The sequence below is a fragment of the Paenibacillus sp. N3.4 genome, from assembly GCF_008017805.1.
Lineage (GTDB): Bacteria > Bacillota > Bacilli > Paenibacillales > NBRC-103111 > Paenibacillus_E.
In genome coordinates this window covers 15,195-37,926 of record NZ_VRTT01000069.1, presented here as the reverse complement: position 1 = coordinate 37,926, position 22,732 = coordinate 15,195, and the positions used below count along the sequence as shown (strand labels likewise).

The 22,732-nt window shown below is 45.7% G+C and carries 18 protein-coding genes and 1 pseudogene; 3 read left to right on the top strand and 16 right to left on the bottom strand.

Annotated features, from left to right (window positions below):
- Nucleotides 1–179 precede the first annotated feature (179 nt).
- The 7 genes from FU659_RS26885 to FU659_RS26855 form a co-directional block, all read right to left on the bottom strand.
- Nucleotides 180–2,126, bottom strand: a complete 1,947-nt coding sequence (locus FU659_RS26885) for an ATP-dependent DNA helicase (protein ID WP_147950387.1) — start codon at nt 2,124–2,126, stop codon at nt 180–182.
- A gap of 146 nt (nt 2,127–2,272) precedes the next feature.
- Nucleotides 2,273–3,151 carry a radical SAM/SPASM domain-containing protein gene (locus FU659_RS26880; protein WP_147950386.1) on the bottom strand — a complete coding sequence of 293 codons (879 nt, stop codon included), beginning with the start codon at nt 3,149–3,151 and terminating at the stop codon, nt 2,273–2,275.
- 83 nt (nt 3,152–3,234) lie between these two features.
- Entirely contained in the window at nt 3,235–4,029 is a 795-nt protein-coding gene (locus FU659_RS26875) for a lipid II flippase Amj family protein (protein WP_147950385.1), read from the bottom strand.
- Nucleotides 4,026–4,460 (bottom strand): SRPBCC domain-containing protein, encoded by a 435-nt coding sequence (locus tag FU659_RS26870; protein WP_147950384.1) that lies wholly within the window; start codon nt 4,458–4,460, stop codon nt 4,026–4,028. Before FU659_RS26870 ends, FU659_RS26875 begins: the two co-directional genes overlap by 4 nt.
- A gap of 210 nt (nt 4,461–4,670) precedes the next feature.
- A complete protein-coding gene (locus FU659_RS26865; RefSeq protein ID WP_147950383.1) occupies nt 4,671–6,533 on the bottom strand; it encodes an ABC transporter ATP-binding protein in 1,863 nt (620 codons plus the stop codon).
- Nucleotides 6,530–8,290: an ABC transporter ATP-binding protein gene (locus FU659_RS26860; RefSeq protein ID WP_261808078.1), complete on the bottom strand. Its 1,761-nt coding sequence runs from the start codon at nt 8,288–8,290 to the stop codon at nt 6,530–6,532. Before FU659_RS26860 ends, FU659_RS26865 begins: the two co-directional genes overlap by 4 nt.
- 199 nt (nt 8,291–8,489) lie before the next feature.
- Nucleotides 8,490–9,983, bottom strand: a complete 1,494-nt coding sequence (locus tag FU659_RS26855) for a CoA-acylating methylmalonate-semialdehyde dehydrogenase (RefSeq protein WP_147950381.1) — start codon at nt 9,981–9,983, stop codon at nt 8,490–8,492.
- Between the two features lie 71 nt (nt 9,984–10,054).
- Here FU659_RS26855 and FU659_RS37705 point away from each other — a divergent pair, with 71 nt between their 5' ends.
- Complete coding sequence (locus FU659_RS37705; RefSeq protein WP_261808077.1) at nt 10,055–10,888, top strand: PucR family transcriptional regulator ligand-binding domain-containing protein; 834 nt, start codon at nt 10,055–10,057, stop codon at nt 10,886–10,888.
- A 156-nt stretch (nt 10,889–11,044) separates the two neighbouring features.
- Nucleotides 11,045–11,668 carry a PucR family transcriptional regulator gene (locus tag FU659_RS37700; protein ID WP_261808076.1) on the top strand — a complete coding sequence of 208 codons (624 nt, stop codon included), beginning with the start codon at nt 11,045–11,047 and terminating at the stop codon, nt 11,666–11,668.
- Between the two features lie 17 nt (nt 11,669–11,685).
- On the opposite strand, the gene FU659_RS26845 is transcribed toward FU659_RS37700, so the two are convergent.
- The 9 genes and pseudogenes from FU659_RS26845 to FU659_RS26805 form a co-directional block, all read right to left on the bottom strand.
- Entirely contained in the window at nt 11,686–11,889 is a 204-nt protein-coding gene (locus FU659_RS26845) for a hypothetical protein (protein WP_147950380.1), read from the bottom strand.
- Nucleotides 11,882–13,323 (bottom strand): annotated as a pseudogene (hydA, locus tag FU659_RS26840) (dihydropyrimidinase). Before hydA ends, FU659_RS26845 begins: the two are co-directional and overlap by 8 nt.
- A 3-nt stretch (nt 13,324–13,326) precedes the next feature.
- On the bottom strand, nt 13,327–14,622 hold the full coding sequence (preA, locus tag FU659_RS26835) for an NAD-dependent dihydropyrimidine dehydrogenase subunit PreA (RefSeq protein ID WP_147950379.1): 1,296 nt from the start codon (nt 14,620–14,622) through the stop codon (nt 13,327–13,329).
- A gap of 72 nt (nt 14,623–14,694) precedes the next feature.
- Nucleotides 14,695–16,053 (bottom strand): NAD(P)-dependent oxidoreductase, encoded by a 1,359-nt coding sequence (locus FU659_RS26830; RefSeq protein WP_147950378.1) that lies wholly within the window; start codon nt 16,051–16,053, stop codon nt 14,695–14,697.
- A 2-nt stretch (nt 16,054–16,055) separates the two neighbouring features.
- A complete protein-coding gene (locus tag FU659_RS26825) occupies nt 16,056–17,363 on the bottom strand; it encodes a M20 family metallo-hydrolase (protein WP_147950377.1) in 1,308 nt (435 codons plus the stop codon).
- A 15-nt stretch (nt 17,364–17,378) separates the two neighbouring features.
- Nucleotides 17,379–18,743 carry an aspartate aminotransferase family protein gene (locus FU659_RS26820; protein ID WP_147950376.1) on the bottom strand — a complete coding sequence of 455 codons (1,365 nt, stop codon included), beginning with the start codon at nt 18,741–18,743 and terminating at the stop codon, nt 17,379–17,381.
- Nucleotides 18,744–20,169: 1,426 nt separating this feature from the next.
- Entirely contained in the window at nt 20,170–21,090 is a 921-nt protein-coding gene (locus FU659_RS26815; RefSeq protein WP_261808075.1) for a tyrosine-type recombinase/integrase, read from the bottom strand.
- A gap of 143 nt (nt 21,091–21,233) precedes the next feature.
- On the bottom strand, nt 21,234–21,485 hold the full coding sequence (locus FU659_RS26810) for a YolD-like family protein (protein ID WP_147950375.1): 252 nt from the start codon (nt 21,483–21,485) through the stop codon (nt 21,234–21,236).
- 19 nt (nt 21,486–21,504) lie between these two features.
- Nucleotides 21,505–21,708: a YwbE family protein gene (locus tag FU659_RS26805; RefSeq protein ID WP_147950374.1), complete on the bottom strand. Its 204-nt coding sequence runs from the start codon at nt 21,706–21,708 to the stop codon at nt 21,505–21,507.
- A 176-nt stretch (nt 21,709–21,884) separates the two neighbouring features.
- Between FU659_RS26805 and FU659_RS26800 the strand changes: the two genes are divergently transcribed.
- Nucleotides 21,885–22,610 carry a YqjF family protein gene (locus tag FU659_RS26800; protein ID WP_147950373.1) on the top strand — a complete coding sequence of 242 codons (726 nt, stop codon included), beginning with the start codon at nt 21,885–21,887 and terminating at the stop codon, nt 22,608–22,610.
- Nucleotides 22,611–22,732: the final 122 nt, after the last annotated feature.

Here is a 22,732-nt window from a genome sequence, read left to right as displayed (position 1 = left end):
ATATCTAACACCTCGCTTTCTGCTAAGTTACTATAGAGAATGCGAGATCTGATAGAATTGAAACGGGTAAACACCTGTAGGCCCTATAATTCCACTCCTTTTAAAGAAGGTCTCTTTATCGCAAAATGGCGCTGCTCCAGCTGTAAAAACCAGCTAAAGCAGCGCCATCGTTTATTTATTTATTCCGACTTCAAGGTTACGCCTTTAGGCAATACACGTACAATATGATCACGCAGCACCTGATTGTGGTGCAGCTCGCTGCTAAAGATCGCTACGATCCCGCTATCCTCACGAGTCCGAATCAACCTTCCCATCCCCTGTCTAAGACGCAGAAGCATATGGGGGATATCCACTTCCTCATATGGAAATTTGGAAGCTTGACGCTTGGCTACGAAGACCGGATCTTGCGGAGGGAATGGCAATGCCCAAACAATGACATTCGATAGCGACGGTCCCGGTATGTCGAGACCCTCCCATAAGCTGACTGCAGCAAGAACACTATGTTCGTCCGTCTGGAAGGAAGCAATCAAATGACTGATTTCTTGCCCCCCTTCGAACAAGAAACGCAGTTCCGAGCAATCCGTACGAGAATTTACTTCACGCTTGAACTGCTGCAATTGTTCATGTGTGGGGAAAAGAATTAAAGCTCGTCCTTCTGTTCTTTTCAACAGGCTGACAGCCGTTTCCAGCTTTTCCTCGAAAGTGCCGCCTGACGTCCATTTCGGCGCAATGACTTCCATCCGTTCTTCATAATCGTAAGGAGAATCTACCGAGAATGACAAGTATTTATCGAGTCCTAAACTATCAGCCACATACTCAAACGAGCCTTCTACGGATAACGTTGCTGATGAGAACACAATTGGCATTTTGGACGAAAAGACACGTTCGCGTAAAACTTCCTTCACTGTCCTCGGCATGATAACCAAGCTGAGGCCTGTAATACTTTCAGTTGCCCAACAAATGAAGGCCTCGTCCTTGCGAAATAAACCGAGCGCTTTCTGCATCATTTCCAAATGTTCTTCAACAATCCGCAATTGATAGGCATTCAGCGTAAACATTTCGCTTTCAAACACAAGTTCTTCTTCTATTGCCGTTAAGATATCACAGAGACGATGAATTTCTCGCAGCAATCGGTCATTCATGACAATTTGTTTCCGGTCTGATCCCGTTATCGGCTGACAGCACTTTTCGAGCACTTCAAACATCAGTTCGCTTTGTTCAATAGCCTCATCGATCAGAACGGCCAATGTTTCGCGAACTTCGCCTTTTAGCAAACGAATAACGAGTTCTTCAAAGACGATGTGCTTCAGCTTATAGGTTAAAGCCTTTTGAGCAGCGGATTCCATCAGGTGCCCCTCATCGAACACGACCGTACAATGATCCGGTAACAGCGGAAGTTGGCCTTCACGCTTCCTGCCTTCATAAGTCCAAACATGTTCCATATAGAAGTCATGAGAGCATATGAGCAAATCTGCCGAACGTCTGTACGCTTCCCGCGATAAGGTTTGACCGCACCGATGCCGTTTATCGCATACGAAGCAATCTTGATAAGCGTCCCAACTCATGCGTTCCCACTGCTCATCATTTAAATGTGGATAGTTTTTACGGTCACCGTAAGCGTAAAACGATTGCATCGCTTCACGTTCATGCACAAAATCGGGTAAACTCTCGTAGACTTCGCGATACGTACCTACATCTTCATGACCTAAACGTGCTTCGTCCAGTTTGACGAGACAAACATATTGATCCGGCGATTTGGCTAATCGGGCATCAATTTTCAAATTCAAATGCTGTGAAATTTTATCAATATCCCCACCAGGCTTGACCAATTGTTCAATTAACGACTCGTCTGCGCAAGCGATGATAGCCGGTTTATTCATGAAGCGTGCGTAACAAATCGCATATAACAAATAGACCAGCGTTTTCCCAGTGCCCACACCCGCTTCGGCGAAAATGGTTTGTTTCTCAGCGAATGCTCGTTCTAACTGAAACGCCATGTAAATTTGTTCATCTCGCACTTCAAAGCCCGCTTCGGGTAATATTTCATAAAAAATATCTGCAATCCAGTCCGAAACCTGCTGCATGTATGGTTGTGCGTGATCATAGGCGAATGGATACCGTCCCACTGTATGAGCCTCCAAAAAATAGAATGGAATCAAAACTTGATTATCTCATGAATCAGATTTAAAAGCAAAGCGATGACATTGCATCACAGAAATAGAAAAAAAGCTTATTCCTTTGATCTCACGACCTTACGGAATAAGCTTGTACATTACATACTGAATCGTTCCCGATACCCGCACTTGCGGCATAATTCTTCGACAACCTCGCGTCTGGAGAAGCCTTCGAACAACTGGTTGGCGCGTTCACCCTCTACGATTTCAGAAAAAGGCGTTTGATTGATATTACCCAAATTAATAACCCCTTCTCCATCCAGACAACAAGGAATCACCGTGCCATCGACAAGAATACCGGCTTGATTACGCAGTGCGTGACAGAAGCCAGGCCCTTCTATTTCCTCCGCCTTCAGATCAGGCCATTGGAATTCATGGTCCTGGTTTAAATACACACGATCTGCTAATTTGACACCTGTGCCTCGTACGAATTTCTCATCGATTTTGTAATCGAGATTAAACTCTTTCTCCAGCAGCTCCAGCACTTCACGATTGCGATTTCGTTCCAGATTAGTCTGGTTATCGGTATCGAGGTTCCATAAGCGGAATGAGATAATGACGTTCGATTTCTCCACAATTTCCTTCGCAAACCGAAGAATATCAGTGACATACCCTTCTTTATTCTCCGAGCCCTCATGACCATCAAAGCTATGAAGAGAAAAATTCATTTGTCGAAGCGCCGGTTTCATAAGCAGCTTATGTCTGTTTTTATTAATGAGCGTTCCATTTGTTGTAATATTGACCTTGAAACCTTTCTCATGGCTCAAGTCAAGCAGTTCATCAATTTTGGGATGCAGCAAGGGCTCACCCTTCACATGCAAATAAATATGATCCGTATGCGGTTTAATTTGATCTAGTATGTTAGTAAACGTATCTATTTTAATAAAGTTGGCTTGACGTTTCGTCTGTGGGCAGAACGTACAAGCCAGATTGCATACACTGGTTATTTCGATGTAAAACTTTTTAAACTTCTTCATTCCTTGGCTCCGTTTCTAGCTGCGCTGCTATGATAATAGCTATTATAACAAAGCTGGCATGCGGAAGGAAGGCAAACTCATAATTAGAAGAGTGTTGTGACGATCCAACCAATGAAATGCGCGGAAGGCAAGAGGAAAACTTGAGCCAGTAAAGTGCCCAAAAAACGGGAAGTCATCAAAAGTGCGTAAATTTTACCGAGCTGGTGACGCTGCGATTCGTCATGGAGCGCTTTATCAGTAATGAGACCTAGTTGGGGGTCGATAAAAATAGTTAGCAAAATAGTCGCAATTCCGTTGATAAGTCCTGATGCTTGCGAAGCAGTTGTACTGAATTGAGGCAGTAAATGGGCCGCATACAAGGAAGATAAGACACCTACAGAGTAAAAAGCCGTAACGACAATATTTAATAAAAGAAATCGTTTGGGAATACCCAAATAACGGAAATGGCTCAGTTTGACCTTAGGTTTTTTCCAATAATGCTTCGAATTCTTCAACTGCTCAATGGTAACGCTCGTGATTAATTTCGGAATCGATCCAGCTACTTCTAAGCGGGCGATAATTCTGGCACTGAGATTTATAAAAGAAGGAAACAAAGCAATAGCAATCAATGTACCGATGGACGAGGCAAATAATATGATTCGCAAATAACGCTCTAGATCAAACGACGCGTCCCTCTTGGCAAAATCAACGAAATGCGCGGTCATTGGCGCTTGGATCAAGTTGGCTGTACGCGATACGAGCACGATAATCCCAACAAGAGAAAGTGCCACAGCGATCTTATTCACTTGAACCCCTGCATATCGGATCGAATACGATAGCGTTTCTGCTGTGTGGATGACCATCGTTAGGAAGAAGACAATAATGAGTGTGTTGGTCATCGCCAAATCCCACTTTTTCCAAGAGACTGGATGCTGTTGATGACTTCTTCCCAATATTTCTTCATTTCTTCTCTTTGCTGGACATTTACTAGTTTCTCCTGATGAAAGCTAATGGTCGTTCTAAAAGGCTGGCTAGCTGGTAACAAGCGAATTTGCAGCGTGGATGCTTCAGGCCATGCCGCTGGCTGCCAAGTAAGGCGGATCTGCTCTGGTGGCTTTACGACTCGGAACCCCCCGGTTGTTTCTTCTTGCGTTTCAAATTTGTGTCCCTTTTCGAAAGCGACCTCAGCTATTTCGCCTAACCAAAGCTTTCGTCCTTCCGGTGAAATCAGCAGCTCCCATATCTCTTCTCGATGCAAAGGGATTGTTCTTCTAACTCCGATTTGAAATCCCACAGAAGCCGTCTGACCAATTGTTCTTTCCAAAGTCATCGTTATTCCTCCTAAGGCCATGTTCTTTCCTATACCAATACGGGCAATTTTCTTCTCATCCAACGAATGGATACCATTCTTACATTCGTTACCAAATAAGATTTCCCTTCTATGAAACCTTATTTCGATTGAAACGAAATAAGCTTCCTCCATCACCGATGGAAGAAGCTTATATACACACTAAATATTCATCCAACTTAGATGCTTTGATCAGGATGTTCGGTCATCGCCGTACCAAAGCTCCTGAAAAGTCGCGCTGTGGCGAAGAAGCTCTTTCGAGGTGCCTTCTGCCTCGATACGGCCATCTTTCATTACAATGATGTGGTCGGCGCGTGTCAACGCCGTTTTGCGGTGAGAAACAACTAAACAGGTCGCATCTTTTCTGCGCTGGAACATGCGTTCCCAGAGCTTCTGCTCTGTCTCGACGTCCAGTGCGCTCGACAGATCGTCGAAGACGTAAAGCTCGGCGTCGCGGACGAGCATGCGCGCAGCCGCCGTTCGCTGCGCTTGGCCGCCGGAGAGCTTAACCCCACGCGGGCCGATGACAGTGTCCAGCCCGCCGGGCAAATGCGCGACGTCGGACTCCATCACGGCTGCGTAAAGTGCCTGCTGCAAGCTTTCGCCTTGCTCCGCTTGCCCGAGCAAAATATTGTTGCGCAGCGTATCGCTGTACAACCGCGGCACCTGCGCGGTGTAGGCGCTCCGCGGCGGTGTAAAGAAGGTGCCCGGATCTTCGACGGGCACACCGTTCCACGCTATCGTTCCCTTCTCTTTGGGCAGCAGCCCAAGGAGCGAACGAACTAGCGTGGTTTTACCTGAGCCAATCGTTCCCGTAATTACAGTGAACGATCCTCTTTGCAAGCGGAATTGAATGTCGGCGATCCCTCTGCCCGTATCTGGGTAGCTATAAGCAAGTCCCTTCACTTCCAGACGCTGAAGCGCAGCCGCATGGTCAGCGGAAGCCGCAACTACGTTGGCCCCCATTTTTTGGTTCTTTTTATCCGTTCCCTCTGCAACAGATACGCGATTCCCACTATTTTCAACCTGCAATGAGGTTGCATTGCTGGGAAGCGAGCTATTCTTATTCAAATACAACGATTGAACCATCGTAAGAACTTTAGCAGGCGCACCCTGAAGGAGAAAGGTCAATCTTTGCAGGGACACGCTCATTTGTTTAAAATACGTAATGAATTTACCTACATTGGTAATGAACTGAGTGACAAAAGTTAAATAGTAAACGAACAAAGCAAAGTCGCCCACTGTAAAAGTCCCCGCTCGCATCTTTGTTCCGGCAATCAGTAGAATAAGTCCGGTTCCCAGATTAACCGAATTAGAAAATACAGAGTCCAACAGCTCGCTCATCAAGCGATCCTTGAGCATGGCCTTCCTGCGATCGTCCCCGAAGCTGCGAAAACGCTCTACGACACGTTTCTCAGCGCCAGCCACTTGAATCGCCTGCACATTCCCAAACATTTCACTAATCTCTCCCGTTACACGTGAAGTCGATTCGCGGCTGGCTGCTCGATACTTCTGAAGGCGAACAGTAGCAAGCTGCGCTGCGGTAATCACCAGAACAATCGGCATAAATACGAGCAGTGTCATTTGTGCATCGATACGAATTAAAATATAACCGGAAACCAGTGCAAAACAGGTCATTCCAAATACATCAACGGACCAACTTACCGCCTCTTCGGATTGATCGACATCATCACGGAAGTGACTGATCGCTTCGCCGGGCGAAACCGGAATAGCGCGTGCGCCGGGCTGCTTCATCACATGTTCGAGTAAATTACGTCTAAGCAGCATCCCCATCCGAAAACGAAAATTTACATCCGTGATAAAACCAATCACAATCAGCAGCATTCTACCCAAAGCAGCCGCAATCAGCAGTGCAATTAGGCCCCATACGCCATACCCAAGTTTTGAGCTGCCCGTCAGGGAATCAAAAAACTCTTTGGTCAACAGACCTGGAACAATTGGTGCCAAATAAATGACGGTCCATGCTACCGCATTAATGAAATATCGGAAGGGTCTGTACATAATAAGCCGCCACAAATATTGATAGGTACTCATGCCAATACCTCCTCAAGTCCTGTAGCTACTAATTGGCTAAATCGTGAGCTCGGATCTGCGGCCAAATGCTCTCTTCTCCCCGATTCCAACACACAGCCATTGTCCAAGATGAGAATGTGATCCGCTCTCTGCACGGTTGTCAATCGATGGGCAATGATGATACAAGTGCGCTCCGTCAACAACTTGGAGATTGCTTTCTCCATACGCTGCTCGGTAAGCGGGTCAAGCCTTGAGGAAGCTTCGTCCATAATGACAAGACCAGGATTCGTAAGAAATACGCGAGCAAACGCTAGCAGCTGCGCCTCACCGGCAGAGAGATTACCTCCTCCTGAAGCTAACTGCGTATCCAGCCCCTCAGGCATGGCTTCATACCAGCCACCCAATCCAAGCTCCGTTAATACATCGATAATTTGCGCATCAGAAATAGAAGCATCGTAAAAAGTTAAATTGTCGCGGATAGTCCCTTGCATAATTTCAATATTTTGGGTGACAAGGGCAACCCTTTTTCTTAAGTCAGCCAGCTTACAGCTGCGAATATCGGTGCCGCCTAAAACGATAGCTCCACTTTGAGGATCGTAGAAACGAAGAAGCAATCGGGCCATGGTCGATTTACCGCTGCCCGTTCTTCCAAGCAAACCAAGAACTTCCCCTGGCTTTACTTGCAAATTCAGTCCATCTATCGTCGGCTGATCGCCATCGTAACTAAACGTGACATCCTGAAATTCAACAGCAAGCGGCCCTTCCGAAAGCTGTGCGCCATGACCATCCTGAATGTCCGATTTGGTTGCGAATAGCTCACGAATCCGAGATATGCTCGCATCGGCTTTTTGTAAATCTTCCATTTGCGTTCGTATTTTTTCAATCGGTTTCGCTAGTAGTTCCGTGTAAAAGAAAATTAAATAAACAGTTCCCAACGAAATATGTTGTGTTTTCCAAAGATAAGCACTAATTGCAAATGCCATCGCATTGCCTAGGGCGAAAACGAAAATTGACATGTTCCACATCGCGCAAAAGCCTAGAAAGGCTTTAATGCGAAGCGGAAGCATCTTTCTAAGCATCATGTAGAAACGATTCATCACGAAACCAACAGCTCCATTGGCCCTGATATCCTCGGTTCCTTCCAAATGCTCACCAATAAAACCGTAGAACTCCGCGTTCGCCTGACGCCATTTCGCCCAAACCGGAACAGCGAATTTTCGAATCCATTGAATCATATACACCGCGAAAATGACGAACAAGGCCATCCCCAGACCAATGAACCAATTCTCCCGAAAAAGTAAAACGATAATGCCAGCCATAAGCAGCAAGTTACCTAATAAATGAATCATCATACTGGAAAAAAAATTGGCCAAGGCATTGACATCGCCATCCACGCGCTCAATTAAGGAGCCAGAGGTATGGGATTTATGAAAAGACATATCAAGCGATAAGCAATGTGCCGCTAAATCTACTCGTAAAGTGTTCGTCGTCTTCCATCCTATATTTTCGCTAAAATAGGTAGCAATAACCGAAACCAGCTGTTGAATGAGTGAAAATCCAATAAACAGTATTGCTGCTGTAACTAAGGGCTGCATCGAGCTTTGCGATTGCGCGGTATCAATAAAATACCGAATGATTTGCGGGTTGATGAGCTGCAAACCAATCGACATAAATAAGAGAACCGTTAAGACCACAAGGGTCTTTCTTTGAGGCAGAAGATAGCGCCTGAGCAGCTCTGCATACTGTCCCATCGAGTTTTGCTTTTGCTTTCGTTTCATAATGAAAAGGTCCTCCATAATTATTTAATGACATTAATTATTTATGATGTTAATTCATGGTTTCTCATAGTAATTTCATTATTTCGCCTCCTATTTCCGCCCATTGTAAAACCAATCATACTAAATTGGCATGACGCCGACAATGAATAAAAAAACCTAGCATCAGCTTAGGTCCTTGTGTTCTCTCTATTTTGATCGATCAAAAATAACGGGAGGTGATCATTTTTTTCTTTGTATAAAATTCTACGCCATCTTTGCCATTCGCGTGCAAATCACCATAAAACGAATCCTTCCATCCGGAGAAAGGGAAAAAGGCCATAGGTGCAGGGACACCGACGTTGACCCCAAGCATACCTGCTTCGACTTCTTCGCGAAATTTACGAACAGCTTTGGCATTTTCCGTATAAATAACGGCTGAATTTCCAAATCGCGATTGGTTCACCAAAACCAAGGCATCTTCTAATTGGTCTGCTCGGAAAACCGATAATACAGGTCCGAAAATTTCTTCCTTCGCGATCGCCATCTGCGGCTTCACTTGATCAAAATCGTAGCGCCCAAGAAAAAACCTTCCTCCGAACGCGCCTGCGCCTTTCCTCCCATCTAATAAAGCTCTGCCTCCCTCTTCCTTACCCTTATCGATATAGACTTCAATTCTGCTGCGCTGCTCGCCACGAATGATGGGTGTTAGCGTCACTTCGTCCATTAGCCCATTACCCAGCACCATATGAGCTGCTTCATCAAGCAGAGTCTTCATAAAAGCATCTCCATCACCAACAACAACGACGGCCGAACAGGCCATGCATCGCTCTCCCGCACTCCCAAAGGAAGACATGATGATATTCTCTACGGATTTCTCTACATGCGCATCCGGCATGACAATATGGTAATTTTTAGCGCCTGCCAATGCCTGCACCCTTTTACCTGAGGCTGAAGCCTTTTCATACACATATTTCGCAACAGGCTGCGATCCCACAAATGAAATAGCTTTTACATTAGGTGTCGTCGTGAGTGTATTCACGACATCATGAGCACCATGAACGACATTTAACACGCCATTCGGCAGTCCCGCTTCTTGGAACAAAGCTGCCAGCTTCATCGCTGTAAGCGGCGTCCGTTCTGACGGTTTTAATACGAAAGTATTCCCGCATGCAATCGCTAACGGAAACATCCAACAAGGCACCATCATTGGAAAATTAAAAGGCGTAATGCCACCAATCACCCCGAGCGGCACCCGAAAAAGTTCTGAATCCATATCGGCAGATATGTTGGCAAGTGTAGAACCCATCATATGAGAGGGGGCTCCTGCAGCAAATTCCACACATTCAATACCGCGAAGCACTTCGCCTAAAGCTTCTTTATAGCTTTTGCCATTTTCCTTTGTGATTAATGTCGCCAGCGCCTGTTCATGCTCTTGGAGCAACTGCCAATAACGAAACAATACTCTAGCACGCTTGGGTACAGGCGTTCGACTCCAACTTTCAAAGGCAGCCTGTGCAGCCTCCACAGCCTTCTCAACCTCATCTACAGTAGAAAGTGGAACAGTTGCTACGATTTCCCCGGTCGCAGGATTCAGAACTTGCTCCTCCTCTTTACTCACCGAGTCGATCCATACGCCATTGATCAAATTTTGCAATCGGCTCATCTCACGTTCATCTCCTGGCTGAATGAATTTTTCCCATAACTCATTGGACATATTGTATAATGATTAAAACCAGTTGTTTTTATTTATATGTTACTTTATCTAACATTAAGGTGGTGAACATCATGGTACAAACCCTGCTTCAACTAACCGTGAAAGATATTCTTTTGCGCCCTTTATTTCACAACGTAGAAGTCATCGCGAGCGAGAAAGCATTAAACCGCACCGTTCGATGGGTGCATATCATGGAGGTTACTCAAGTTGGTCACCTTCTCAATGGCAACGAACTGATTCTTAACACCGGTATCGGTTGGCGGGATGATGAGGAGCTTAGCCTATCCTTCTTACAGCAGTTGATCGACAGCGGAGCCTCTGGCTTATGTATAGAACTTGGGACGTATACGAAGCAACCCTTAGAACGAATGAAAGAGCTTGCCATTCGCGAGAATTTTCCGCTTATCTTCTTCCATGAAGAGGTGCGTTACATCGACATCACGCAAGATCTGCACTTTTATTTTATCCATCAGCATCACAAAATGGTGTCCGAACTTGAGTCGCTTTCCACGCAGCTCAATCAATTGCTGCTTTCCGGCAAAGGCTTGCAGCCGCTCTTAAAACTGCTTCATCAAACAACACGATCTCAAGTCGCTTTTTTCCCTTTCGGAGCTGATCCGCAGTTTGTTCCATCCCTGCCTAAACAACAAGCGAATGCCTTTTATGAGCAATGGGTTCAAGGGGAAATCCTCACAGATCCTCTATCCCAAAACAAACTTGCCCATCGCCCTATTCTAGCTTTAGAACTTTTGTTCGCCGACCTGATTTTACTTGCCAATCAAGAACTCAGTGAATTTCAAATCCTAGCTTTAGACCGTTTCGCAACTGCGATTGCCCAAGAAATGATGCGCACCAAATATATAGAAGAAAAAAGAACGATATCAGGAAGATCTATGGCTGACTGATTGGTTAAGCGGCAAACACACTCAACAGGAGATCCGCGACTATATATCTTCCACAAAACCATCTGCGAAGCTGAACCGAATTCTTGTATGCGTGTTTGACGCGCAACAGGCAAAACTGAGGATAAAGACCGAGAGGCTCATCTCATCCAGAAACATATGGTTGCCAGAGCCATTTTCGAGGGTGAAAACTTTCATCTTATGCCAACCATCCTGCAGGATCAGATCGTGTTCATTTTACTTGACCAATTGCCTGCATCACCTATGCAAGAGCGTATTTCCAGAGCTATTTCAAGACTGCAAAAGACGGAGCAACAGCAAGGCAACCCTCTTTTCTCATCTTTGTTCGGCATCGGTAAAGCCATCCATGATCCGGCACTCCTGCAAGATAGTTATGAGACAGCTAAGGAAACGATTCAAATCCAGAAAGATACCGGAATGCTTGCCAAGCCGTTCTATCAGGAACTACACGTTCATAAGGTCATTACACAAATGAAAAAAACGGGTTTCCTCCCGTCATTTATCGAGGAGTATTTAGGTGCTCTGCTCCGATACGATCGCGAGAAAAACGCTCACTTGGTAAAGACGTTAAAAACCTATTTAGCCCTTTGCGGTTCCAAGCAGGACACGGCCAAAGAACTATTTGTTGTAAGGCAAACCTTATATCATCGTTTGGACAAAATTTCCGCCTTATTAGGTGACGATTATATGCATCCGCAAAAACGATTGGCCATCGAGCTCGCTATTTACGGCTATGAGTATTTGCATGGAGCGATTCAGTAAAACGGAGGCGCGTTCTCTTATTTTTGTTCTATGAGCAAAGTCGCAAAATACTTTCTGGCGTTAGCCGTAGTCAGATGCAATTGGGCAGCTTCACCACCGGGGTGTTCAAGTTCGAGCCAAGTACCGCTCAAATCTTCTTTCACCCCGGCAATTTTAAACCCTTGTGCTACAAAGCCATCGAGTCTCAACTTTTCCTGCATGTATTGTTTGTAATCAGACATGAGTAGCACCTTCATTCCGCCCAGCTGCCTTCTTTTCAACAACCGATAGCGCCCCCGACTTATAAGTGCCCCGCTTCAGATATTGACCTGTGCCGGCTTTGCCTACAAATTGTTTATTTTGGATTACGAATTCACCCCGAGATAGGACAGAAACAGGTTCACCTGTAAGTACAATCCCTTCAAAAGGATTATAATCCACATTCATATGATGGGTTTCTGCTGAAATCGTCCTTGTCACATGGGGGTCGAAAATCACAATATCTGCGTCACACCCCACAGCAATGGTTCCTTTTTTAGGAAACAATCCAAACAGCTTCGCACTCCTCGTAGATACGATATCTACAAACTGGTTGATCGTGATGCGACCTTTCCCTACTCCTTCTGAGTAAAGGATCGAGAAACGATCTTCAATGACGGGCCCGCCATTTGGAATTTTGCTGAAATCGCCAAGTCCTAATTCTTTTTGTCCTCTATAATTAAAGGAGCAGTGATCAGAGCCTAGCGTCTGCAATTGGCCACTACTCAAAGCATTCCAGAGCACATCTTGATGCTTCTTAGGGCGAAGTGGAGGCGACCACACGTATTTAGCCCCCTCGAAATCCGGCTTTTCTAAATACGTCTGATCCAGCAGCAAATACTGCGGGCACGTTTCTCCCCATATATCGATGCCATGATTGCGAGCTTCGGTAATTTGCTGAACCGCCTCTTGGCAGGTCACGTGAACAACATAGAGCTGGGAACCCGCCAGCGCCGTAAGCTTGGCCGCACGCCCCGTTGCTTCCCCTTCAATCAGAGAAGGCCGTGTCAGCGCATGATAAATGGGATCCGTATGACCGGCTTCAAGCGCTTGCTGCACGAGATACTCGATCACATCTCCGTTCTCCGCATGCACCATGACCAATGCCCCATGCCGCTTGGCCTCAAGCAATGTCCGGTACAAAGTTCCGTCATCAGCCTGAAACACATGCTTATAGGCCATAAACACTTTAAGCGAAGTGATTCCTTGTTCGTTAATAATCGTCGCAGCTCAGCTAACACAGCGTCATTGATTTCTCCGATCATTAAATGAAAACCATAATCGATCACCGCTTTACCCGCCGCTTTGTTATGCCATGCTTCAACAGATTGACTGAGCGGAATACCTTTATTCGTTAGGCAAAAATCGATCACCGTCGTCGTGCCTCCGAACGCGGCAGCCTTCGTACCTGTTTCAAAATCATCTGCCGTCATCGTGCCGCCGAATGGCATATCCAGATGGGTATGAGGGTCGATCCCACCCGGGAATACGTAATAGCCTGCTGCGTCAATCACTTCAGCGTCATCCGCGGAAAGATTCAACCCAATTTGCGTAATGATTCCACCCTCAATACGAATATCCGCTTGATATTGATCGGCAGCCGTAACGATTGTTCCATTCTTAATGAGCTTGGTCATCGATTAAATAGCCTCCTTCTTGGTGATCCCTTTACCAGGGGACAAGCCAGCAATCGCTTTCTGCCTTTCGTTCCAAGTCATAGGAGCTTCCGCTGCAGGCACCTCAATCATCGATATTGCGCCATCAACAGGACACACGATTGAGCATAGATTACACCCCACACAATCTTCCTCGCGCACTTGCAAATATTTATTGCCATCGTCAGCTGTCAACATATCAATGCATTGATGGGAAGTATCCTCACAGGCAATGTGGCACTTGTTGCAGTTAATGCAGGTTTCCGTATCAATGCGTGCGACAACCGCATAATTCAAATCCAAATTACCCCAATCCGAATAACGGGAAACGGATTTACCGACCAACTCAGAGACGCTGGCAATCCCTTTTGCATCCAAATAGTTATTTAAACCATCGATCATATCCTCCACAATGCGGAAGCCATGATGCATCGCTGCCGTACAAATTTGCACACCGGTTGCACCCATCAGCATGAATTCAACCGCGTCGCTCCAGTTGGAGATGCCGCCAATACCGGATATGGGTACGCCTACGTTAACATTACGCGCACACTCTGCAACCATATTGAGCGCGATCGGTTTAACCGCAGGTCCACAATAACCGCCATGAGCGCCTTTACCGCCAACATGCGGAATGGTATTCCAAGAATCGAGATCAACGCCTGCCAGTGAATTAATCGTATTAATTAAAGAGATCGCATCCGCGCCGCCACGAACAGCTGCTTTGGCTGTGCTTGTAATATCGGTGATATTCGGCGTTAGCTTCACAATGACCGGGGTCGTCGCAACCTCTTTGACCCACATGGTTTGTGCTTCCACAAGATCAGGCTGCTGCCCCGAAGCAGCGCCCATCCCCCGCTCCGCCATCCCATGCGGACAGCCGAAATTCAGTTCCAAGCCGTCCACGCCGATGGCCTCCACCTTTTTCACAATCTCATGCCACTTCTCGCGGCTCGGTTCGACCATTAAGGAAGCAATGACCGCATGGTGCGGGAAACGCTTCTTCGTTTCGTAAATTTCTTTCAAATTGATCTCCAGCGGGCGATCCGTAATAAGTTCGATATTATTGAATCCCGCCACGCGTTGACCATTAAAATGTACAGCCGCAAAGCGGGATGACGTATTAATAATAGGGTCGCCAAGCGTTTTCCAAACCGCTCCGCCCCAACCCGCTTCAAAAGCTCGCTGAACTTGATACCCTGTGTTCGTCGGCGGGGCGGACGCTAACCAGAAAGGATTAGGCGAAACAATACCCGCAAGATTAATGCTTAGATCAGCCATTTTGAATCCCTCCAGTTCAATTTAGCAGATGCTATAATCGATGATTTGACGCATGTTGCTGCCACATGACCTTTATGCAGTTTCGTTTTGCAATTTGACCAGCTTGTTATAAATCGCGTAGGCCGTGTTCTTGCCTTGTTGAGCGGCAGAAACAACCATCGCTTCCCCCTGTCCTTCTCCGAAAATCACATCTCCGGCCGCAAACACTTGCGGATTGGAGGTTTGACCTGTTCCAACTTCTACGCTCACTGTTCCATTCTTATGCGCAAGCCCAAATTGTTCGACAAGCGACACATATCGTGTCTGCCCAATTGCTTTAATAACGGCATCCACTTCCATCATAAATTCCGATCCCGCAATCGGAATAGGTCTTTTCCTACCACTTTCTACATCTAGAAGCTCCATCCGAACGCACTCTAATCCAATTACATCGCCATTCGCGTTACCCAAAATTCGTTTTGGAGCGGTCAACCACTTGAATTCCACGCCATCCTGCTTAGCGAAATCAAATTCAAAGTCATAAGCTGTCATTTCTTCTTGTGTGCGTCGATAGACGATTTGCACGTTTTCAGCTCCAAGCCTGACGGAACAAGTAGCGGCATCAATAGCCGTGTTGCCAGCTCCGATTACAGCTACTCGCTTGTTAATCAGGTGTGTATCCAAGCCTGTTTTCGTTGATTCCACAAAATCTATCGCATCATAGACACCTGTGAAATCCTCGCCCTCAATACCTAACATCGGAACTTTCGACATCCCTACCGCTAGTACGACAGCGTCATAGTCATGGAGCAGCTCTTCTGCGTCAATATGCACGCCAACCTTCGTATTCATGCGGAATTCCACGCCTAGCTTGCGAACTTGGTCGACTTCCCAAAGTGAAATTTCCTGCGGCAAACGAAACGATACAATACCATACGTATCCAAGCCACCCGCCTTTTCTTTGGCATCAAAAACGGTTACCTGAAAACCGAAGCGGGCAAGCTCCCTTGCTGCCGATAGACCAGCCGGTCCGCTGCCGATAACCGCAACTTTTCGGCCATTACTTTCCCCCGCCTTAAACAAAAGCTGCTCATTTTTCATCGCCCAGTCTGTGGCGTAACGCTGAAGATTTCCGATTAAGATTGGCTTGGACGAATCATTGAGAACGCAAGCTCCTTCGCACAACTCTTCGGTCGGACAGACACGCGAGCAAGTAGCACCGACCGGATTTGCTTCCATGATCGTACGAGCCGAGCCTTTCAGATTGCCAGAAGCGATTTTTTTAATAAAGGAAGGAATATCAATACCCGTCGGACAGGCACGTATGCAGGGCGCGTCATAACAGTACAAGCAGCGATTCGATTCTTCGATCGCTTCTTTCGGCTTCATGGCGGCCTTTACCTCGGCGAAATTTCGTTTTAAATCATCTAAGGAAATAAAAGCTGTACGCATATTCACTCTACCTCCTCGCTATGGTCTGATAATTGGTTCAATGATTGAAAGTCTCCCTTTCCCGTTGTCATTCGGCGCGCCATGCGATATAGGAGCTCTGTACCGAGCTCAATATCTTCTGGACTGGCATATTCCTTCGGATTGTGACTGATGCCCTCCTTACAGCGAACGAAGATCATGCCATAATCGCAAACATAGGACATCCTAAGCGAATCATGGAAAGGGCCGCTCATAAGTTCAGGTGGTAGGATGTCCATCCATTCCGCTTCCTCCCGCAACCCTTGTTTGATCCAGTCCGCACAGTAACGAGGCTCATTATTCGTATCTTCACGAATCGTGTAGACTAGCCCATGCTCCTGTGTCACACGCTCTATCAGCTGGCGCAGCTCCGCTTCGAGCTTATTTCGCCTTGTTAAATCGATGTCTCGCAGATCAACGGTGAAGATCACCTTCTCTGGAATGATATTGCGAGAATCCGGAAACACCGACAGCGAGCCCACCGTTCCGACAGTTGGAGCATCGGGCTCCCGCCTCACCAGCTCATTCAACGCTACAATCACTTTGGCGCTGCCTAGAAGAGCGTCGTTGCGCATCGACATCGGCACGGAGCCGGCATGCCCCGCGAATCCGGTCATTTCCACCGTGAGCCATAACGGCCCTGAGATCCCGCTTACGATTCCAATCGGAGCGCCAAGCGACTCAAGAACAGGCCCTTGCTCTATATGCAGCTCCAGAAAAGCACCGATCCGACCTTCTTGAAACACATATCCCTCGAAATTAGCTGGATCACAACCGAACTGCAACAAAGCCTCTCGCCGCGTTATCCCATTTTTATCCATACGATCCAACTCATTCTCTTCCAGTTCCCCTGTCATTCCCCTAACGCCAAACAATCCTTTATTAAATCGACAGCCCTCTTCATCACAGAAAGCTACGACTTCAATGTTGCATTCCGGTGTAAATCCTTCATCCGTCATCGTTTGAACAACCTCAATGGCACCAAGCACGCCAATCACACCATCAAAACGGCCGCCATAAGGCTGAGAATCAACATGGGAACCTAGCATTAACACTGGAGCATCAGGGTTGTGCCCTCGTTTAATACCGATCAGATTAGCGAAAGGATCCATGGAGGCCTCCATGCCCGCTTCTTCCATCCATGTTTTTACTAGCTCCAAGCCTTCTCTGTCCTCTTTGGACAAAGCCAATCTGCAGACGCCCGTCTCACCGATTTTACCGATCTGGGCAAGTTCCTGAATGCGTTGTTGCAAGCGCGAAGAATTGATTTGAATAACCGGTGAATGGGACATGTCGTATCATCCTTTCTATTGATTAGCATTAAACACAGCCTTCAAGGTTTCCAAAATGAAAGTTACATCCTCATCTGTCGAAGATAGCGGAGGACTTAGCGTAAGGATATTGGCAAAGCCAGGGACGGTGTCCCCATTTTTACCTATGAGCAGCCCTTTTTGCTTGCAGCCTGCGATAATCCTCATCACGCGTTCGGCGGTCGCTGGAGTTTTCGACTTCTGATCTTCAACGAGCTCAATCCCTATGGCTGAACCGAACTGGCGCAAATCGCCTACGTGCGGGTGTTCTAACAGTTCCTCCAAACCCGTCCTCAACATATTGCCGATACTGGCGGAACGCGCTACCAAGTTTTCTTTTTCCAAAATCTCGAGGTTGGTCAAAGCAACCACACAAGACACCGGATTGCCTCCAAACGTATTCACATGTCTAAAATGGCTTGTTGCCTCGTTTTCTTTAAACGATTCGTACAGCTCCGCTGAAACCGCCGTGACCGAAAGCGGCGAGTACGCACTCGTTAATCCTTTAGCCATCGTCACGATATCAGGTTTCACACCATAATTCATATGACCAAACTTTTCACCGGATCGACCGAAGCCACAGATGACTTCATCCACGATGAGCAACACATTGTAGGTATCACAAATCCTTCGCACCATCGGCATATACTCGTCCGGCGGCACGATCACTCCGCCTCCCGTAATTACAGGCTCCATAATAACACCTGCTACAGAATCCGCTCCTTCCCACACAATCGCATCCTCAATCGCTTTGGCGCACTGGAATTCACAAGCTCCTTTCGTCTGACCAAAAGGACAGCGGTAACAATACGGCGGCGGCACATGCTGAAAGCCTACGCCGAGCGGTTCATACTTCAATTTGCGCTGCGCTTGGCCCGTCGCCCCCAAGGCGCCCATTGAATTGCCGTGATAAGCGCGGTGTCGCGAAATAAATTTATGCTTTGACGGTTTTCCATTTTGATGATGATATTGACGAGCAATCTTGAAGGCTACTTCGTTCGCATCCGACCCTGAGTTCGAATAGAAAATCCGATACTCGCCCTCCAACCATTCGTTCAGCTTCGCCGCCAGCTGTATGGCCGGGATATGAGATTGCACGAGCGTAGAATAAGCGATTTTCATCATTTGTTCAGCAGCCGCATCCGCGATTTCTTTTCTCCCATGGCCAACATTCACGCACCATAATCCTGACATGCCATCCAGATAGCGATTGCCCTCCACATCCTTGACCCAACTGCCTTCACCCGATGCGATAATCATGGGGTTTTCGTTATGTGGAGACATATGATGCCAGACATATTTCCGATCTTTCTCGAGCAATTCTTCTTTCGTCACTAGATCACTTAATTCTTTAGCACTCATAAGCAGCCCCCTCATCTGTTGACTTCATCGAATCCACTCCATATATCATTTCTATGTGGGTAAAGAGGTTGTCATCCCTTGAATTTGATGATATTTGTTCTTTTTTACCAACAAATCCATAACAATAGGAGTTCGGTACCACTTCCAGACTTCAACCTCACCAACCCCTCTTCCAAACTTAAATCTCACCGACCGCTCTTCCAAACTTAAACATCACCGATCACTCTTCCAAACTTAAACATCACCGATTGCTCTTCAAACTTAAACATCACCGATTGCTCTTCCAAACTTAAACATCACCGATCGCTCTTCAAACTTAAACATCACCGATTGCTCCCTCATCCCTTTAATAAATAAAGTTAGTGATTGCAGTTTTTGTCACAAAATGTGATGTATAATATCTATATATGTTATATTATATAACATAATTAACGTATTTCATTATACAAAGTGTTCTGATATCACCCTATTCATTTGACATAATGTAAAATGGCACACGAAAAACATCAGGTAATCTGATGGTCCTATCTATAAGCACAGTTGTTTTCAGCTTTACAGCTCATCATTCCGCCCATTCTTTCATTTTCCTTAGCTGTAAGTACGCTTCCGTGCCTTACAGCGTCGCCGAAGGATCCTCGACCTTCCGTAACGGCGGAAAATCAGGCTTTACAGCTCATCATCCGCACATTCTCTCATTTTCCTTAGCTGTAAGCACGCTTTCCGTGCTTACAGCGTCGCCGACGGATCTCTTGCCTTCCGTAACGCGGAAAATCAGCTTTACAGCTCATCATTCCGCACGTTCTCTCATTTTCCCTCACTGTAAGCGCACTTTTGAGACTGTCGAACAACTCTTTTAGAGGATCAATCTGACTAATAAATCAAATAAATGGGTTGTTAGATCATCTATAGTCAATTTTTTTATGAACTCAACTCATAAAAATCAATTATAGGCCAAACGTTCTGGAGTTGTTCGACAGTCAAAAACAGCGATATCCTCATAGGCATATCGCTTTCTGGTCTACCTTTCTATCTGTAAGCACGGCGTTTCAGCGTAACACTGGCATTGTTGTTCTCACTGACTGCTGCTCTAACGCCTAAAAAAGTAATCTTATCCTTCCAGATATACTGTTTTACAGAGCCATTTACCCAAAAACACGTAAATTCTCTACGGAAAAAGCCCGAACATTTCTAGCGTTCGAGCTTTGGAGTAATCCTCTTTTGCATTTTTCCGTCCCCCTATGGAGGCAGAACAGTCCCGGAGGTGTAAGCATAAGGTATCTGCTGTCGAGGATGGTTGGATACGTTCACAAAGAGGCGGAATATGGTTGTTTGGCGAATTGAGTTTTGATGGTTGTTTGGAAAATAAAATTTAATTTAGTTACATAATTATTGTTATGTAAACAAATATACAACTGATTCACGAATGTCATATCCCCATACCTTTTGGAATAAAAGCCGAAACCCGATTCATCGCCTCTTGCTTTTGTTTATCTCCCACATGCGTATAGATTTGTGTGGTTTGTATACTTGCATGTCCTAACAGCTCCTGCAGCGTCCGTATATCCGTCCCTGCTAAGACTTGCATCGTCGCAAAGGTATGGCGTAGCTTATGACTGGAGATCGACTTCCCTTGAAGCTCCGTATACGATTTCTTTAACTCCCCGAAATGCTTTTCAGCAATCGTTTGAATCATGCGAACACTTATTCGTCTACCGAACTGTGAAACAAAAAATGGCTGCTCAGTCGAACTTCGTGTTTCAATCCTTTCTGAGAGCGCCTTATTCAGCACGTTCATAATCTCGAGCGGAAGAGGAATAACACGCCACTTCCTCCCTTTTCCAAACACCTGAAGGATGCTTGCTGAACGGTTGTAATCGCCAATGTTTAACCGATTCAGTTCACTTACACGTAACCCCGCGTAGCTCATAAGTAGAAACATGGCCACATTCCGGATTTGGTACTTCCCCTCAATAGATTGCAGGAACACGGTAAGCAACTGCTCATTGAGATAGGTTGGAATCGAATTTTTCTCGACCTTTGATTTTTTTACATTTAGCGAAGGATTAACTTGCAAGAAATTAAGTTCAATCATCGCTGTGTAAAAAGTCCGTATCGATGACAAATAACGATTCCGAGCAGCATCGCCAGCCCCACGTTGTCGCATCCTCGTTAAGAAGCGCATAATATCGATTGCTTCAATAGTAAGTAGCGATTTCTCTAAGGTTGATAAAAACAGCCTCACATCTCCTAAGTATGCCTGCTGCGTCCTTTTTGTAAAACCTTGATCCTTCATCCAAGAGTCAAAGAGCTCCAAATACTCATCATCGTACTCATATTCTTGTCCCACTCACCAACACTCCGTCCGTTTCAATCTAAGTTGCGTTAAATATAGATTTAGTGCAATTTTTTTAACCGTTTTTTGCGCTTAAATGATGCAAAATTAGTTCTTTTACTAACCAATTCCGCATATTTAAGCGCAACTATCCCCCATCAATCTCGTGGGTAATCAACTTTCATAATATCCATGAATGGCACTTTATCAATTTCTCCATTACTTTGCATATGTACTCTTCCGGTACGAGAATCCATCGTTGCAATGGTCCCACGAACAGGTTCTTCTCTTCCCCAAACCGTAAGCACGATTTCTGAATTTTCCTGCTTCGCTTCTGTCAACTGATTACCGATCTCTTCCAGTACGAACTCATCTCTCGTTGGTCGTTTAGCCACTTTTGCCTTTGCCATATTGCATTCCCCATTTCATTCACCGTGACGGCGATAATATTTCTTTGACTCGTCCAACCTGTCCGTCAACCAACCTCACCTTAATACCGTGCGGATGATTCGGTGAGTTCGTTAATAAATCCTTCACGATCCCCCGCGTTAACTTTCCACTGCGTTGATCCTGCTTTAACACAATGTTCACTTCAATACCGGGTAAAACATCTTTGCGATTTTGTCCATTCATGCTGTTTCTTTCGCCTGCTTCCTTTAATCATTGTGTTTCATTATATCATATAATCCCTCTAATCCCCATTGCTAATGCAATACAAACCACTAGTTAAGCTAGCCCTTTACAAGGGCTCTTTATTTCAATACGATGAACGTATAAGTTTAATCAACCCACGCAAAAGGAGCAAAGTTATGAGCCGACAATGGCCGGTACCCAGCAAGCCCTGGATCATGCATCAAATTTGGAATGATCTGCTTTTTGCTCATTGGCCCATATCCATTGAAGCGATTCGAGCGTTAATTCCAAGCAGCATTCCGATCGATACTTTTCAAGGAACCGCTTGGATAGGCGTTGTCCCATTTCACATGTCAGGTGTGAGACCAAGAGGTACGCCGGCTTTGCCCTATTTTTCAACATTCCCAGAAATTAATTTAAGAACTTATGTAACCATAAACGGCAAACCCGGTGTTTACTTTTTTAGTCTGGATGCCCATCATAAATTTGCTGTTGCCGTAGCGCGCGCGGTATTTCATCTCCCCTATTTTTACGGACACATTAACATTCAACATATAACGGACGATTATATTCAATACCATAGCGTTCGTAAGGATAATCGGGCTCAACGGGGTGAATTTTTAGCCAAGTATAAACCGTCTTCCCCCATACACACCGCAGCAGAAGATTCATTAGAACACTTTCTAACTGAGCGTTATTGCTTATACTGTTCTGATCACCAAGACAACGTATATCGCGGCGAAATTGATCACAATCCTTGGCCATTGCAAGTGGCTGAAGCCGAAATGATGATAAACACACTCCCCTCATCTTTCGGGATAACCCTACCTCATACTCAACCTATTCTGCATTTTGCCAAACAACTTCACGTGAAAATATGGGCACTTGAAAAGCTAATTTGATCCCAAAAATCATCATATGCATGAAAAACAAATGCAGGATTTTAATTAATGCCATTAATAATTAGTACCATTAAATGAATTTGTATACTCAAAAAAAGCGCTAGAATCCTATGATTCCGCGC

Coding starts and splice junctions, on each gene's coding strand:
- FU659_RS26880 (WP_147950386.1), bottom strand. CDS start 3,151: ATGAAGAAGTTTAAAAAGTTTTACATCGAAATAACCAGTGTATGCAAT.
- FU659_RS26875 (WP_147950385.1), bottom strand. CDS start 4,029: ATGACCAACACACTCATTATTGTCTTCTTCCTAACGATGGTCATCCAC.
- FU659_RS26870 (WP_147950384.1), bottom strand. CDS start 4,460: ATGACTTTGGAAAGAACAATTGGTCAGACGGCTTCTGTGGGATTTCAA.
- FU659_RS26865 (WP_147950383.1), bottom strand. CDS start 6,533: ATGAGTACCTATCAATATTTGTGGCGGCTTATTATGTACAGACCCTTC.
- FU659_RS26860 (WP_261808078.1), bottom strand. CDS start 8,290: ATGAAACGAAAGCAAAAGCAAAACTCGATGGGACAGTATGCAGAGCTG.
- FU659_RS26855 (WP_147950381.1), bottom strand. CDS start 9,983: ATGTCCAATGAGTTATGGGAAAAATTCATTCAGCCAGGAGATGAACGT.
- FU659_RS37705 (WP_261808077.1), top strand. CDS start 10,055: ATGGTACAAACCCTGCTTCAACTAACCGTGAAAGATATTCTTTTGCGC.
- FU659_RS37700 (WP_261808076.1), top strand. CDS start 11,045: ATGGTTGCCAGAGCCATTTTCGAGGGTGAAAACTTTCATCTTATGCCA.
- FU659_RS26845 (WP_147950380.1), bottom strand. CDS start 11,889: ATGTCTGATTACAAACAATACATGCAGGAAAAGTTGAGACTCGATGGC.
- preA (WP_147950379.1), bottom strand. CDS start 14,622: ATGGCTGATCTAAGCATTAATCTTGCGGGTATTGTTTCGCCTAATCCT.
- FU659_RS26830 (WP_147950378.1), bottom strand. CDS start 16,053: ATGCGTACAGCTTTTATTTCCTTAGATGATTTAAAACGAAATTTCGCC.
- FU659_RS26825 (WP_147950377.1), bottom strand. CDS start 17,363: ATGTCCCATTCACCGGTTATTCAAATCAATTCTTCGCGCTTGCAACAA.
- FU659_RS26820 (WP_147950376.1), bottom strand. CDS start 18,743: ATGAGTGCTAAAGAATTAAGTGATCTAGTGACGAAAGAAGAATTGCTC.
- FU659_RS26810 (WP_147950375.1), bottom strand. CDS start 21,485: ATGGCAAAGGCAAAAGTGGCTAAACGACCAACGAGAGATGAGTTCGTA.
- FU659_RS26805 (WP_147950374.1), bottom strand. CDS start 21,708: ATGAATGGACAAAATCGCAAAGATGTTTTACCCGGTATTGAAGTGAAC.
- FU659_RS26800 (WP_147950373.1), top strand. CDS start 21,885: ATGAGCCGACAATGGCCGGTACCCAGCAAGCCCTGGATCATGCATCAA.